The following is a 14296-nucleotide window of genomic DNA, read 5'->3' on the forward strand; positions in this document are numbered from 1 at the left end:
ACATACCCGACATTTCATGCAATAAACACCCCCGACTATTTATTATTCTTTATTGTCAGAACTTTTAAGTTACATACTTGTCTATTTTTTCTTGCAGGATGTAAGGGCGGACTTTAGACATTGAAAGCGGGTAAAATAAGAATAAATAATCAGGTTAATTGATGTTTGCTGCAGTCTGTTAAATAATGTTCAGTATAGTGATAATGTAAGTATTGGCAGGGTATCCCTGTCTTTTTTATGTTTAAGTTATATGTTTCAGTATTAAGTTTCAATATTAATTAATCGTTTTAAGAACGAGTGTTTCTGTTTAATTAAACGTCTATCGGTGATAAAATGGCCTTGTCTAATAATGGTAGGAGGGGTGTAACGTGGCAAAAGTATTTAGTATTGTGATGAACAAGGGCGGCGTAGGGAAAACCACTGCAATTGCGAATCTGGCAGCAGCTCTTCATATTCAGGAACCGGATGCGAAGATACTGATGATTGACAGCGATGGACAGGGAAATCTTTCGCTCTCGTTTGGTGTGAACATACAAACGGTGGAACATACGATTTATGACGTATTTGTTGGCAAGAGGATGCTTGATGACATCAAAATTGACTTAGATGAAAATTTGCATATTGTCCCGGCCAATGAAGATATGAATACGATTGATTTTGCGATCCTTACAAATTTAGACCTGTATCCTCGCCCGCTGTTTATTTTAAAAGAGGCAATTCAAAACATGGACGAGCATTACGACTACATATTTATCGATACGCCTCCGTCGTTGGGGTTAGTCACGGGGAACGCGCTGGCAGCAAGTAATAAGGTTGTTGTACCTTTTCAACCCGAGCTGTTTGGGGTTCAAGGGCTGATTAATGTACTTTTCACTGTAGAGCAGTTTGCTGAAAAAAATAATCCGGAGTTATCTGTTGCAGCTGTATTTGGCTCCATGGTTGATAACCGAACTGGTCTTCATGGCGAGATGATGCAGCAGGCAAGAAGGTATTGTGCTACTAATGATATCTACATGGCAGAAACCGTTATAACACGCACGATTAAGTATGCAAATGCGGTAGCAAGGAAAGAAAAACCGGCAGTATATACGGATAAATCGAACCCTTATTTTGACTTGTTAAAGGAGGTATTATAGCATGGCGAAACTCGACGATATGTTTGATAAACTCGGTGGAGCCGCTAAAGCTAAGCAAGCAAATAAAACTGATAAAGAAAATGTACCAGTATTAAGTAATAGTAATACTGAAACAAAAAACGTAATAGTAAAAAGTAACAATGATACTGAACAAAACAAAGTATCAATGAAAGTTAAAAGTGAAAAGGATGAAGAAAACGAATCAGAATTAAGTAATAATAAATCGTTTATTGATTCGTTCCTGGAAAAGAAAAAGAAGGCTACGGTAGAAGATACGCATACCAGGCAGACATTCCTTATTCATAATGATTTACTAAAGAGAATGAACAAAGCGGCCAGGGGGCGCGAGCGTGGATTTAAAACAGCGCTGGTTAATGAAGCGATAAAGAGAATATTAGATGAAATTGAAGCCAAGTAACATACAAAAACCTCTGCTGTTTTAGCAGAGGTTTTATTTTTGTATTTTATTATTTTCACGTTTATGGGAACATCTTAAAAGGTGTTACCCTTTTAAGACCCTCCCATTACTTGTTTTCGATCCTTAATTTGTGATTGATTTTAAACTTTTCATGAACATGCCTATACTATACGATCTTCGTGTCAGAGAAACTGGGTTAATATAAAGCCCAGTATAAAAGCTTCTGTGATTAGTAAAAGCATAACCAACATGCGATAGTAGGGATTGTTTTTTGGATTCCTTACCAACTCAATCAGAATAATCCCTAATACAATTGCAATCACTGAAAGAATTTCGATTTTGCTCAATTTAACTCCTCCCTGTCTGAAAAGACAAGGATCGAATCGAAGTTAATGGTCAGTCGGCATGTTCTATTCAATACAGTGGTTATTATATCGCTAATGAGTTATGTAGGACAATATTAAAAATGTTGCAAAAGACAAATTATCTTATTGAATTCAAAATCGACTGGCGATTTTGACGCAGTAAAGCTATATCAGCTTTTTTCTTCGGCATACTTTGAGGAATAATCCCTTGCCGTAGTAAGGTTTCGATTGCATCGTATAACTCCTGCTTTTCCGTAGATACGATTCCCTTTTTGCCTTCCAATACCTCTATTCCGATTTTGACAGCTTCTCTTAACTTTTCCTGGCGGTGATTGTGGTCAGCGTAATCCTCCCACCATTTTTTGATGTCTTCATCAGCCAGAAGGCTAATCCGAGTTATTTTTTTCTCCATGTTCATTGCCCTTTCATGAATTATTTTTTATCAATCTTCGACTGGTCGGTATTTGAAAGACCGATGCTCATCCTCAAGTTCTTCCTGTACTTTTCGATATTTATCGTGCCACTCCTCGCTATTGCTTTTAATTTTTTCTTTGACCATAGTCCAAGCATCACCGTCTTTAATGTTCTTTTCGTCTATGTATGATATCGAGTTGAAATTTCGATAACGGTTCTCATGCCATATAACGTCCAACTGTTTTTGGAAGACAGGTGCAAATTCAATATTGCTTGTATTATTTAGGTTCTTTCTGTGGTCATATTCGGTAAAGAGAAGATATTTCATCTCACGAAATTTAAAACGTTGTCTGCTATCGTTATTTGGATAACAGAGCTGGTCTTTTAAAATAGCTACGTACTGCTTGCTAAGCTCGTTTTCATAAATTGTAATTTCGATGTAATCAGTGATCGTTACTTTTCCTTCGACCTCAAAATCTCTATCTTCGATGAAATGAAAATGGCAGTTTTTATGATAAGCCACCTGGACGCCATTAATATTTTCATCTTTCAATATATCGATCAGTACATTCCCTTTTCCTTCCCCATTCTGTATAGTTCGGAAAATAAAAACAGCACTATTTAAAACAGGGTTTATGTTGGAGTAATATTGCCGATCGATATATTTGAATTTGATGAAGTCATAGCGATATTTATCACTTCGTCCTAAATGTAGTTGATCGTAAAAGTCTAAATTGAAGTGAAGATCGTTCATGTGTATATCTCCATTCTTTTTTAAACAGTCTAATAAAATAAAAAAGCCGCCATAAAGGCGACGTTATATTCCTGAGAAGAAACCTGCTTTACAGCAGGCTCTTCAACGCAACTGCTGTTTGGATTGCCATCATAGCAATCACAAGCAGTACGTCGACGTTCCGAAAGTTATTCCAGTTCATCGCAGTACCTCCTATGTATAGAATAAGCGCTGTTGTTCAGCGCCCAAGAGAGAATCCTCCGCAAGAATGTTGTTTGTGGTAGCAACACCGTGGAGGCTCTGCCCTTGTACACCAGAGGTAATTTTAATTATATTTATTTTCTATAAATTGTAAACAAAAAAATTGGACAATAGTTTCAAAAACGATTGTTTTAGAAAAAAGAAAAGAAAAGAAAAAAGAATAAGGGTTCCTGCTCTTGATTTAGTATCAAAACTGTTTACAAAAACAATGTTGCTAATATGGGCCGTTTTAGATACTATAGAGATAAGAAACTACTCTAAAGGAGCGGTACATATGAAAATCGGATATGCGCGTGTATCTACTCTCGACCAAAATCTCGATATGCAGATTGATGCACTGCGGGCGGCTGGTTGTGAACGGATTTATGAAGAGAAGATGAGCGGTAAGAAGGACGATAGACCGGAGTTACAACGCTGTCTTGATGCTTTACGGGAAGGCGATACCCTTGTGGTATACAAGCTTGATCGTCTGGGTCGTTCTACGTTTAAGTTATTAGAGCTAACGCAGGAATTTGAGAAGCGCGGGATTGAGTTTGTCAGTTTGCGCGACAATATTGACACATCTACAGCAATCGGAAAGGCGATGTTTCGTATGCTTGCGGTACTTGCGGAAATGGAACGTGATATTATTGCAGAAAGAACTACAGCAGGACTACAGGCGGCCAGAGCGCGTGGTCGGTTGGGTGGTCGGCCCAAAGCTGATAAGAGGAAGGTTGCGACTGCTTTAGCACTGTATGACGCAAAGGAAATGAGCATATCTGAAATTCTTGAGGAAACAGGAATTAGCAAAGCTACCTTATATCGTGCTATAAAAGAACGTGATACAAAAAAGAGCGGTCATAACGAACACTGAGAATCGCTTAATGAGGTTTAGACACTCATTTATCGGGCTTTCTGGAGCTTGAGCAATAGAAAACGTGAGGGGGGCACCCAAATATTTTCGCGGAAAACCCACGTTTAGCAATTCCATGATAATAAAAGGTCACTTGATTTTAACTAATTGCCTACTACATTCATTTTAAAGTTCGGTCATCTTGGTTATGGAAACAAAAAAACAACCTAACTAAGGTTGTTTTTCACGTCAAAAATTATGTAGTACTATCATCGTTGATAATCTGTTCTCTTAAATGTTCAACAAACTCGTCGCTTTCGAGTTCTTCATAAAATTGTTGTGAAAAAACAATGGGATAATTATCTTTGGGCCTAATGATATGAAGCAAAGGGTTAATACAGGAAAGTACGAGAAAGTCTTTGATGTTGGAAGTGACAATATCATACTCATAGTCAATGGCGGTTAATATGATGCGGGCATCACTGACCGATGGGTATTGCATCATGGTTTCCCTGTTTTTATCCTCGTACTTTCCTGTAATCGGAATCTTATAAGTGTATGCAACGTACGCAGCGAGCTGTCGAACCGCGTGTTCTCTTTTCTTTGTTGAAGAACATTGAAGTGTCCGGAACTTCGACATTTCCATACGAAATCGTGGACGTAGTTTCTTATTTATCTTTGTTGAGAGTAGTTGTACTTCCAGTTCGTTTTGTACTTCTTGAGCAAAATACATAACACCATCGTAAGCTCCGTTTTGCCAGTCATTATATGTGTTCAAAAATGCTTGAATTTCATGGTTGCTTGAACTGTGAACGATATTGTAAATGACATTTGTATCGATAATAAAAGCGCGCTTCTCCCCCAGTGACAACAGTATCAACTCTCCTTATTATCATCTAACAGCGCATCATATTCTCCTGTTTTAGCCATTTCATTAAGCGCTTCGATCACTTCTTTGGTGCGACGTTTATCTTCTTGTATTCTTTCTCTGAATAAGTCGCGTTTATCTGGATATTTAGCAAAAAAGTGTTTGGTATCTATTCTCCAGCTTCCTCGATTTCCAAGAGTTCTGTAAGCAGGTATTGCTCCTTCTTTACAATATCTTCGTACCATTTGTGGAGTAATTCCAAGGAGATCGGCAACCTCGCCTGGAGAGAGAAATTCCGGATCGCCAGAAGTCTCGAATGCGTTAAAGTCGTAGAAAGAAGAATCTGCGACTTGAACTGCATTGACTGGAGGAAGCATCCTTTTAATAATTGCAGCATAACGAGGAGAAAATTCACTAAGTTTTTGTATAGATTCCCAATCCTCCGGAGATAGTCCTCGAACAATTTCCTCTTGATATTGTTCGAATTTTACAAATTGGGTAACTTTTTCAGAAAGCTGCGGAAGTAACTCTTCAATATTTTGGATCTCCTTTTGACTCACCATTTTATCCTTCACTTCCTTTCACCTCCAATTATAATATACCCATGATAAAAAGGAAACATTCGAAACAAACGAAACTTTTTAGAATAAAAATGTCCAGTCACAGTAAGGGCGGGGGTGGGGTCTTAATGACCTCACCTTTTTTATTCGACATTAGGAAAATTTATGAGGTTAAATTCTGCATAAAAATAACCCGGATCTATTTGTCCGGATTATCCTCACCTTGTTTCTTCTCTTCTACGCCTGGTATGTATTCCAGTACATCGGTTAAGACAATTTCTTTTCCAGATAACTCCCCTAATGTCGTCAATAGCTTATCAAGCGTTTGTAAATCCACACGCTTTGTTTGATTATCGCACATCTCATACACCGAATTAGGTCGTACCTTTGCTTCACGAGCCAATGCATTACGGGTAATTCCATTTTCCTCCAACAATTCACTTAGTTTAAATCGTATCATTATTTTCACCTCAAACAGATATTATCATAAAATGTTAAACATTTAAAGATTAACATTTGACGATTAACTTTATATAGTATAATATAACGTTATAAGTTAAACGCTAAATGATAAATGAAGTGAAGGAGGCAAGAAAGTGCAAAAAACTTCATACTATCAACAGTTTCAAATTGCCGGCCCTGATAAGAACGAGCTGAAAACGTACCTATTCCGAGTAGAACGAGGGTATGTCGCAGCTATACCGGCTATGTCATGGTGTTTCTTCATGAGTGATGTACGGCTGCACAAAGACGGCAAGGAAGGTACTCAGGAACATGTTTTATACTGGATGGATTCAGAAAGTATTATCCCACATGAACGAGCTGAAATTGCTGCCAGAGATATCGTACAAAAGGCTAATGAGGATATGAAAAGGAGAGGGGATAAACATGGAAAGAATTACAATTGATTTAGGTGAGCTTCTTCGCAAGGTTGAGCTTGAATGCCGGATTAAGTTGGCGCAAATCCAAGACAGTGTAACGATCGATTTGAAAGACGAAAGCATCATATCAGGAACGGAGGAAAACAAATGAGATACAAGGCATCTGAATGGCTTAGGTTGACCACAAAGGAGCGTTACTTAATCCTGTTTGCAATATCGGAGCTGCAGAAAAAGAAAATGGCTCAAAGCGCTGGGAACGCTATGAGCCGGTAACACATGCGCATATGTAGTAAGAATAACATGGGGACGTTGTTCACGAAAGGGTTGGATTTGTAACTCGCCCTTTTGGTTTATATAATACAGAATTGATTAAATAGAAAATAGATCATGATAATCGAAGAGGGGATATAGACGACAGACTGGAAATGTTCAGAAAAGCTGTTACAATAAAAAATAGCTCTTTCTGCTGCCACAGAAAAGAGCCTTTGGAAAAATATTCGATTGTAGTATACCATATTGAAAAGGAGGCTGCATGTGATGGATGAGCAGAAATTGGTTGAAATGATGCGCTCTGTAATACGTGAAGAACTGCAGCCCATGCGTGAAGAAATACGTAAAGAGCTACAACCGCTTCAAAAACGCCTGGATTCACTGGAAGAAGGGCAGAAACAAATCGCGAAACAAATCGGTGATCTGACAGACAAGTTGCTTGAGAAAATGGACGAGCAGACAAGAGATGCGAAAAGTGAAGTTCGTCAACTGGCAAATATTCAAGAACGTCAGCAGAGTGTAATTGAGCTTCTTTCAATTCGTTCCGTTGAGCATGACGCCGATATTAAGCGCATCAAGCAATTGCTAATGAATCAATAGGAGAGGGCAGCCAACAGGCTGCTCCTTTTCATAGCAGGAATTTGGCTGTTAACGTCGAAATTAGTCAAGAACGAGAAAAGCCCACCCATGAGTTTGGCCGCTCCGGTGGACTTCTCGAATCAGTACAGGACAAGTCTGCCCTTTTTTTAAGTTGTTATTATTTATATTCTACAACGGGGCGACTTTTCCTTCAAGAGAGAGGGGAAAAATGTCGTGGGAAATGTTTTGGAAAAAGCGACCCGTCATTTCTTTTTCCAGCATAATGACGCGGATGGATGGGTGACGATTGCGAAAAGAGAAAATGGGGTGTACCGGCAACGGCACTACAAACCGGAAGAAGCAGCCCGGAGACTTTCAGAATGGCTGGGAGAAGACGTGTATTTCAGTCAGAATACCTTTTACATACCCCAGCGCCGCATCGAGAATATACGGCAATTACGTGCGTTATACAGTGATATTGATTTTTATCTGCTTAACCTTAATGTAGAGTGGATACTCGGAAGTGTCGAGTTGCTAATCAAGGACGGCGTGATTCCGGAGCCAAATCTCATCATCTTTTCTGGCCGTGGTATCGTGTTTGTATGGTTGCTTGAGCCAGTCCCTTACCAGGCGCTTCCGCTGTGGCAGGTACTGGAGAACAATTTTTCCGAAAAGTTGGCTAAAATCGGCGCGGATAAGAAAGCGACAGACGCGGCACGCATTTTCCGGCTTGCCGGCAGCACGAACGGAAAGAACGGCGAGATGGTAGAAGTTGAATACCGGCATGAACATCGGTATGATTTGCGCCAACTACAGTACGATTACCTTCCGGAGCTGAATCCGGATCGTCAGAAGAAAAAAGGCCGGCCAAAAAAAGTCGTGCAGCTGCACAATGTCTATCGGTTGCATTTCACTCGCCTTCGCGATCTGGCAAAATTGGTTCAGCTTCGAAATTATGAAGTAGATGGTTTCCGGGAGACAATATGCTTTCTATACCGGTACTGGTCATGCTGTGTGCTAAACGATCCGGAAGAAGCTCTTGAACATACAAAAGCTTTCAACGAGCAGTTTACACGACCGCTGCCAGAAAAAGAGGTTGTGCGCGCCACTAAGAGCGCAGAAAAAGCTTGGGCTGCGCGTAATAATGCTGAAGCGAACCGCTTGGCCATAGAAAAAGGCTATCCTGGGGCTGGCTATAACCTCACAAATGCAAAGATTATTAAATGGCTGGATATTACCCGAGAGGAACAGCAACAGCTCGAAACCATCATTGATGGCCGCGAGAAGCAACGTCGAAATACCATCTATCAGCGTCAAAAACGCCGAGAAACAGGCGTGAAGCCAAGGGAAGTATATCTTGCCCAAGAACGTGAGAAGACCGATGATAAATTACATTTACTTCAGGACGCATTAGCTCAGAATCCTGGCTCATCGGTACGTAAGTTGGCTGAAATCACAGGCTTATCAAAATCAGCTATTGCAAGGCTGTTGAAGCGGATGAAATCAACATGCTAAAGGTGTCCCATAGTCTGTCAGCTTATATTAAGGGGACGTAGTCCCTGTTCCTTACCAGGTGATAGGGCGGTGTAGGGTGCTACAGTTGTTCCCCAGTGTTTTACCTTAACTACGTAGTATCTATATTCTATACTTTGCATCTTTTACCTGTATCGTGGTATTTATGGTCACTTTATCCTATTGGTGGCTGAGGGACGTAGCCCCGGTTGGACGCGGAGCGTCCGGGGAAAGCAAGCGCAGCGCGGTAGTGTCTTTTTGTTTTTTCTTTTTCTTTCTACGTTAGACTTTCTTTTGTACCGTTACAGTAACTCTTCCCTGCGTTACTTATGGTTTTTTGATCAAGGAGGCTTTCTATGGAATTCTACGGCTATAAATTTGCTATTGATGCAGTTTTACAAACAATTGGTTCTATTTTTGGATCGTTGATCGGGGCTTTTCTTGCTGGACTTGTTGCTTTTGTAGTCTTACAACTGCAATTTAAAAATGAAAGAAAAACTCAATATATAAAGGACTTAAGGAATTTCTCAAAGGTTTTTCATCTTGTTCAGTTTAATGGTCTTGTGATCATTGAATTCATGGATCTAATCTTAAAGTTTTCAAAAGCAATTAATGCCAATCTTAAGGCTGGGATACCTATAAAAAGTGAAGAGTGGGAAGCTAAAATTGATGCTTCGATTAGGGATAATTTAACCAGATTAGAAATTGAATATGAAACTTTTTCTAAAATAAATGAAGAGCATATTCCCCATGGTGATTTGTTCTTAGGTTTTATGTCTATAAAGACTGCTCTGAGGTCGTATATTTCTATGGCTAAGACCATGAATGTTCAATCTTTTCAGATGCCTTTAATTGACAAGAAATTACAGGGTTTACAAGATGTGAGAGACCATTTCGAAAAGGTTTTAAATAAATTTGCAGATTTAGCAATGGAAAAAGAGAAGGAACTGAAAAAGTTAGATGGAAAGGGAATGAACTATTTAAAGGAATAGCAATAATCTGCTGAAGTTTATTACAGAGATGTCCGAGAAAATCGGGCATCTTTTTTTATTTCGTTGGTGGATGAGGGACGTAGCCCCGAGCATGCGCGCATCGCATAGGGGGAAGCAAGCGAAGTGCTTTCTGGGCTTTGGACCTTAATTGGAACTAGCAACTTTGTTTTCTGTATCATCACTTTCAACAAAAGAAAACAAAAGAAAAGAAATTACACACCGAGGGGGTCTTCTTTTGTGTCTTTAGCGGTTGTCCAATCTAAAAGTTTGTATGTGCCTGTATCTTCTGATGCTTCTTTGCCATTTGTCGAAACCAATGTTGGTTTTTCTGTGAGATATCTTTCTCAGGAAGACTTTTTTGATTATTTCTTTCGTAACTATCAAGGGTTTGTTTGTGTATTCCAGAAGATTGATGCTGATCGGAAGGGTAATGAACGACGTCGGCAAATGTTTTTTCGGAATAATGATTCTGATCGAGAACGGATGTTTAGGACATTATCGTATTACGGCTGGGATACGTATGTGAGCTATTCTACGTATTATCGTGGACGTAAGCGGGATAAAGCAGATGTTCTTCGTACTCAAGAAAATATTGTTTGTACGCATATGCTGGTGCAAGACCTGGATTATTACAAGTTTAATATTAGTGATGCTCAAGCTTTGCAATTTATAGGTAAATGGATTGCGGAGGGAAGCATTATTGCTCCTAATATCATTATTTCTACTGGGCGAGGTCTACAGCTGTTGTGGAAGATTGCGCCGATCAAAATGAAAAAGGGGACTCCTACAGATATAGATTGGCATGCTATCCAGTCCCATATGAAGAATTTGCTTCAGTCGCTAAACAGCGACAATGTGGTGAAGAATCCAAGTGCGGTTACACGTGTTCCGGAAACAAAACATAGGAAAAGCGGGAATAAAGTTTACGCATATCAAGTTAGCGATTCTGAATTGACACTGTTAGATTTTATTGATTTTTATGATCTTGTTCCATCTACGGATCGAAAGGTAAAACCAAAAAAATCTGTGGCGTCAAAAAGTACAGTTGCACATTTGGTTAGTAGCTGGAATGAATTCACTTTAAATCGTGAACGCGAAAATGATATATTCCGTTTTGTCGAAGAACGCAACCGACGTAACGAGCCATATTATGCAAAGCGAAATTGGTTGGCGCTGGTGCTGCGTTTTCATGCTCTTGTAAGTAGTGATGGCGATATTAACTACGCCGAACAGCGTGTAAAAGAATTATGCACGATCCTGGATTTAGCTGATACGTCTGAAGAGGAGATTCTGCGGCGAAGTAAGCCGGCAGAACGTTTCTACGAGGAATGGCAAAATGATACATGGAATCGAGAGCGTTATACGCAAGGCGGACTGTTCTACAGCAATAGACGTCTTCTTGAACTGATGGGCATCCAAGATGACTATGAAATGCAAGTTAAACTTAAAACGATTAAAATCCGGAATAAGGCATACGAAGCCGCAAAAAAGCGCCTGGAACGGGAAGCAAAAGGAATGGGAACTATTGATCAATATCATGCCAGACGCGTAGCGGAAAAGGAAAGTAAGTTACAACAATTAAGAATTGCAATGGAGACACACCCACATGCTACAAGGCGGCAACTTGCAGACTTGTTGGGTATAACTCCTCCACGTGTGACTCAGTTGAAAAAGGAATTACTGGGGGGGTAAATGACCTGTCCCATTAAATACGTTTTTTAGATAGCACCCTATCCCCCTGGGTGCTTTTTTTCTTGTTTCTCCCGAGAAGGTTGGATGATGGTCTGTTGACGGTCACGACATGGTGTCTATGGTGCGGGTGAGTTTCGTAATCTTATCTTTTGATTTTATCAGAGTGTAATTCGTTAATGGTGTTGCCACTAAACACACCAGCGTAGCAGAAGAAATAGCAAAAGTAGAACTAGCAAACTCTGATTTCGTACGCTTGAAGTATAGAAAAAACAAAATAAATAAATATGGATGGTGATAGAGATGAACGATTTAGCTAAACAAGCAAAGCGTGAATATTACAAGGAATGGCGTCAAAAGAACAAAGAAAAAATCCGCCAATACAACCAACGTTTCTGGGAGAAAAAAGCTAAAGAAATGAAAAAAGTTGAAAATCAATAGGAGAGGAGGAGTTGCAGGTTGATCATAATCAAAGCAGATACGTTAACGGCCACAAATCAGGCGAAAAGATGGAGAGATGGAGAGGATTTTCATACTGTTATGCTCATTCCTGCAGGTTTAGAGCGTGTTTTTGTTACAGAACGGAGTGTAGCGAACACAAGCGAAATCGTTGTCCTGTGCCAAAAAGGAGCAGAAATTCTTGATCTCGTATCTTTCGGCCGTAACGAAAAGAGAGCTTGGTTATATGCTCGAACTGTAGCGAAGGAAGCTGGTTTGCCAGAGGAGGCGGTGAGCGGCGATGTCTCTACACTGGATATCAATCATCTTCAGGCAAAAATATTGGATATGGAGAGATTCATTCGTTCGATAGATCAGTGGGAAAATTATCAGAAATTCTTGTAACCAACGGCAAAAAATTATGAAGGAGGTAAACGCGCAATTATAAACCAAAGGAATGATGAAGCGTGTTTACTGATGACTTTGAAAATATAAAAATACCGGATCGTGTACCGATGGAAGCTCTACCTTACGAAGCAAGACGTATACTGTCACTTCTTCGACCAGGACAAAAAAATTCAATGATGGTCAAGGAAATCTGCCGGCTTACAGGGTACAGAGACGAGTTTATCAGAGTTATGGGGCGTCGTTTGCTGATGGAATTCGGGTGGCCTGTCGGCACAAGTAATGATCTTGATACGCCAGGACTGTATCTGATGCAGTCCGAAGACGAAAGAAAACGGACATTCCGCAATTTGTACGGACGGGCGAGGCAGATCGCGGATCGCGCGTATGTAGTGAATGAAATCAGGCTGATTGATCCAAAAGAATGGGAGGTGTTGTAGAAATGGCAACGACGTATAGATACACCACGAAAGACGGTAAAACCGGCATTACGAATGATAAATCGTATGCAGAGAAACAAAGTAGCTACTCCGTTGCCGCAAAAGATGGGACGCGCTATTCAAGCGGCGGCTCCCCTATTTCTTCCGGCTCCAGCAGAAGCTCGTATAATGGTGGTAGTTCATACTCTAATAGCCCGAGCTATTCATCCGGTGGCAGTTCTTCTGGAAACAAATCAAATGGAAGTACCTATCAAACTAATATCAGCAACAATAACAACACTTTTAAAGGCGGCGGCTATGCATACGTTGATCAATACGGGTTTCCGCATGTTGTTAGCGATTATAAAACCGCACAGGACTACGCCAAAAAAGGAACGAGTGTCTATCAATATGATGGTAAATACGGTGGGGGATATGCGTTAGATAATCAAAATTATCGGATTCCCCTCAATCTTCCTGGCGCGCAGATGTACGGGAATATTCAAAGTGCATCAAATAATTATTACAGCGGATACGAAAAATCTCCTTACACATCTCTTGTAAATGATAAATACATCGGCAGCTCAATAGCAGGTGGAGGAAATTCATCTACGGCGAACGCTTTGAAATACGCTCTCGCAAACGCTTCTTCTCCTTCTTCTGTCTTTGATAAAGGGGTTCTGTCACAGGAAGAAGAAGAGGGGAACAAAGCGCAGACGATACAATCTGTGAGTGTACAAGCGCCGAAAACAAGCGTGGGTACGGTCACTTCTGTAAAATCGAATCCGGTCATCGAAGCGTTTCTCCGTAACCTTGGCAAAGCGCAGGCTGATTACCAAGCGGCACAGAAAAACAGGGATCAGGCTGGGATGAAGGCGGCATCGCAGGCTGGTGCAGCTATTCGCTCGGCAGCAGCAGCGTATCCAGGAATGAAGATTGATTTAAGTAAATATGGAACAGCGAACCAATACGGACGCGACTATACACAATATTACACAGGTGCGAAACCAGCAGCGGCCTCTCCAGCCAATACCGCACCGGCACAAGCGGTACAAGCAGCACAACAAGGAGCAACTGCTCAAACAGTTCAACAACCACCGGTGGACGAAGTGATCTTGCAGCAGATTTTTAATGAATTGAACGCTCCTCCCGTTGATCCAAATGCGGTGGTGCAGCAGTTTATGAGTCAGTTGCCGCAGGTGCAAGCGCCAGCCGTTCTTTCGTATGATCAAGCTGCGCAACAAGCAGCAAACCAACTTAACCCATTGTATGCGGAAAACCTCAAGAACGCATTAGAACAAGTACGTAACAATGCGATTCGTACCGGATTCTTTGGCCAACTTCCAGCGACTGCGCTTGAAGCAACGACAGCTGCCGATGTGGAAACAAGAAAAGCGGCTGCGATTGCGGAATTGGCGCAGCAATTGGTCGGCCGTAGTATGGACGATGCAAGACAGGTGCAGGCAATGGCGATGCAGCAGCGCGGACAGGAAGCGCAAATCTTAGCGAACGCGCTGCAAATGG

The 14296-nt window shown here is 40.8% G+C and carries 19 protein-coding genes; 13 read left to right on the forward strand and 6 right to left on the reverse strand.

The window, feature by feature from the left end:
* The first annotated feature begins 368 nt into the window (after window positions 1–368).
* Window positions 369–1136 carry a ParA family protein gene (locus ADA01nite_RS16860; RefSeq protein ID WP_146811443.1) on the forward strand — a complete coding sequence of 256 codons (768 nt, stop codon included), beginning with the start codon at window positions 369–371 and terminating at the stop codon, window positions 1134–1136.
* Window position 1137: 1 nt separating this feature from the next.
* Window positions 1138–1554, forward strand: a complete 417-nt coding sequence (locus ADA01nite_RS16865) for a hypothetical protein (protein ID WP_146811444.1) — start codon at window positions 1138–1140, stop codon at window positions 1552–1554.
* A 182-nt stretch (window positions 1555–1736) separates the two neighbouring features.
* Here ADA01nite_RS16865 and ADA01nite_RS22190 read toward each other — a convergent pair whose 3' ends face one another.
* From ADA01nite_RS22190 to ADA01nite_RS16875, 3 genes are all read right to left on the reverse strand, one after another.
* Window positions 1737–1901 carry a hypothetical protein gene (locus ADA01nite_RS22190; RefSeq protein WP_170230343.1) on the reverse strand — a complete coding sequence of 55 codons (165 nt, stop codon included), beginning with the start codon at window positions 1899–1901 and terminating at the stop codon, window positions 1737–1739.
* A gap of 136 nt (window positions 1902–2037) precedes the next feature.
* Window positions 2038–2331 (reverse strand): hypothetical protein, encoded by a 294-nt coding sequence (locus tag ADA01nite_RS16870; RefSeq protein WP_146811445.1) that lies wholly within the window; start codon window positions 2329–2331, stop codon window positions 2038–2040.
* Window positions 2332–2361: 30 nt separating this feature from the next.
* Window positions 2362–3087, reverse strand: a complete 726-nt coding sequence (locus ADA01nite_RS16875) for a hypothetical protein (RefSeq protein ID WP_146811446.1) — start codon at window positions 3085–3087, stop codon at window positions 2362–2364.
* A 514-nt stretch (window positions 3088–3601) separates the two neighbouring features.
* Between ADA01nite_RS16875 and ADA01nite_RS16880 the strand changes: the two genes are divergently transcribed.
* The gene (locus ADA01nite_RS16880) at window positions 3602–4180 is read left to right on the forward strand and encodes a recombinase family protein (protein WP_146811447.1); all 579 of its coding nucleotides are present in this window, start codon (window positions 3602–3604) and stop codon (window positions 4178–4180) included.
* Between the two features lie 235 nt (window positions 4181–4415).
* On the opposite strand, the gene ADA01nite_RS16885 is transcribed toward ADA01nite_RS16880, so the two are convergent.
* From ADA01nite_RS16885 to ADA01nite_RS16895, 3 genes are all read right to left on the reverse strand, one after another.
* Window positions 4416–5030: a PIN domain-containing protein gene (locus tag ADA01nite_RS16885; RefSeq protein WP_170230344.1), complete on the reverse strand. Its 615-nt coding sequence runs from the start codon at window positions 5028–5030 to the stop codon at window positions 4416–4418.
* A gap of 5 nt (window positions 5031–5035) precedes the next feature.
* Window positions 5036–5602 carry a helix-turn-helix domain-containing protein gene (locus ADA01nite_RS16890; protein WP_246147385.1) on the reverse strand — a complete coding sequence of 189 codons (567 nt, stop codon included), beginning with the start codon at window positions 5600–5602 and terminating at the stop codon, window positions 5036–5038.
* Between the two features lie 184 nt (window positions 5603–5786).
* Window positions 5787–6047: a helix-turn-helix domain-containing protein gene (locus tag ADA01nite_RS16895; RefSeq protein ID WP_307724498.1), complete on the reverse strand. Its 261-nt coding sequence runs from the start codon at window positions 6045–6047 to the stop codon at window positions 5787–5789.
* A 136-nt stretch (window positions 6048–6183) separates the two neighbouring features.
* Between ADA01nite_RS16895 and ADA01nite_RS16900 the strand changes: the two genes are divergently transcribed.
* From ADA01nite_RS16900 to ADA01nite_RS16935, 10 genes are all read left to right on the forward strand, one after another.
* A complete protein-coding gene (locus tag ADA01nite_RS16900) occupies window positions 6184–6495 on the forward strand; it encodes a hypothetical protein (protein ID WP_146811449.1) in 312 nt (103 codons plus the stop codon).
* A complete protein-coding gene (locus ADA01nite_RS22195) occupies window positions 6476–6619 on the forward strand; it encodes a hypothetical protein (RefSeq protein ID WP_170230345.1) in 144 nt (47 codons plus the stop codon). Before ADA01nite_RS16900 ends, ADA01nite_RS22195 begins: the two co-directional genes overlap by 20 nt.
* 386 nt (window positions 6620–7005) lie before the next feature.
* Window positions 7006–7338: a hypothetical protein gene (locus ADA01nite_RS16905; protein ID WP_170230346.1), complete on the forward strand. Its 333-nt coding sequence runs from the start codon at window positions 7006–7008 to the stop codon at window positions 7336–7338.
* Window positions 7339–7551: 213 nt separating this feature from the next.
* Complete coding sequence (locus ADA01nite_RS16910) at window positions 7552–8832, forward strand: MarR family transcriptional regulator (protein ID WP_246147386.1); 1281 nt, start codon at window positions 7552–7554, stop codon at window positions 8830–8832.
* Between the two features lie 353 nt (window positions 8833–9185).
* Window positions 9186–9821 carry a hypothetical protein gene (locus ADA01nite_RS16915; RefSeq protein WP_146811451.1) on the forward strand — a complete coding sequence of 212 codons (636 nt, stop codon included), beginning with the start codon at window positions 9186–9188 and terminating at the stop codon, window positions 9819–9821.
* Window positions 9822–10058: 237 nt separating this feature from the next.
* Window positions 10059–11513: a hypothetical protein gene (locus ADA01nite_RS16920; protein WP_146811452.1), complete on the forward strand. Its 1455-nt coding sequence runs from the start codon at window positions 10059–10061 to the stop codon at window positions 11511–11513.
* A 300-nt stretch (window positions 11514–11813) separates the two neighbouring features.
* Window positions 11814–11951, forward strand: a complete 138-nt coding sequence (locus ADA01nite_RS22200; protein ID WP_170230347.1) for a hypothetical protein — start codon at window positions 11814–11816, stop codon at window positions 11949–11951.
* An 18-nt stretch (window positions 11952–11969) separates the two neighbouring features.
* Complete coding sequence (locus tag ADA01nite_RS16925) at window positions 11970–12353, forward strand: hypothetical protein (RefSeq protein ID WP_146811453.1); 384 nt, start codon at window positions 11970–11972, stop codon at window positions 12351–12353.
* 176 nt (window positions 12354–12529) lie between these two features.
* Window positions 12530–12793 carry a hypothetical protein gene (locus tag ADA01nite_RS16930; protein WP_146811454.1) on the forward strand — a complete coding sequence of 88 codons (264 nt, stop codon included), beginning with the start codon at window positions 12530–12532 and terminating at the stop codon, window positions 12791–12793.
* Window positions 12794–12795: 2 nt separating this feature from the next.
* On the forward strand, window positions 12796–14296 hold a 1501-nt coding region (locus tag ADA01nite_RS16935), incomplete at its 3' end, for a hypothetical protein (protein WP_218029578.1).

This window comes from Aneurinibacillus danicus, assembly GCF_007991215.1.
Classification (GTDB): Bacteria; Bacillota; Bacilli; order Aneurinibacillales; family Aneurinibacillaceae; genus Aneurinibacillus; species Aneurinibacillus danicus.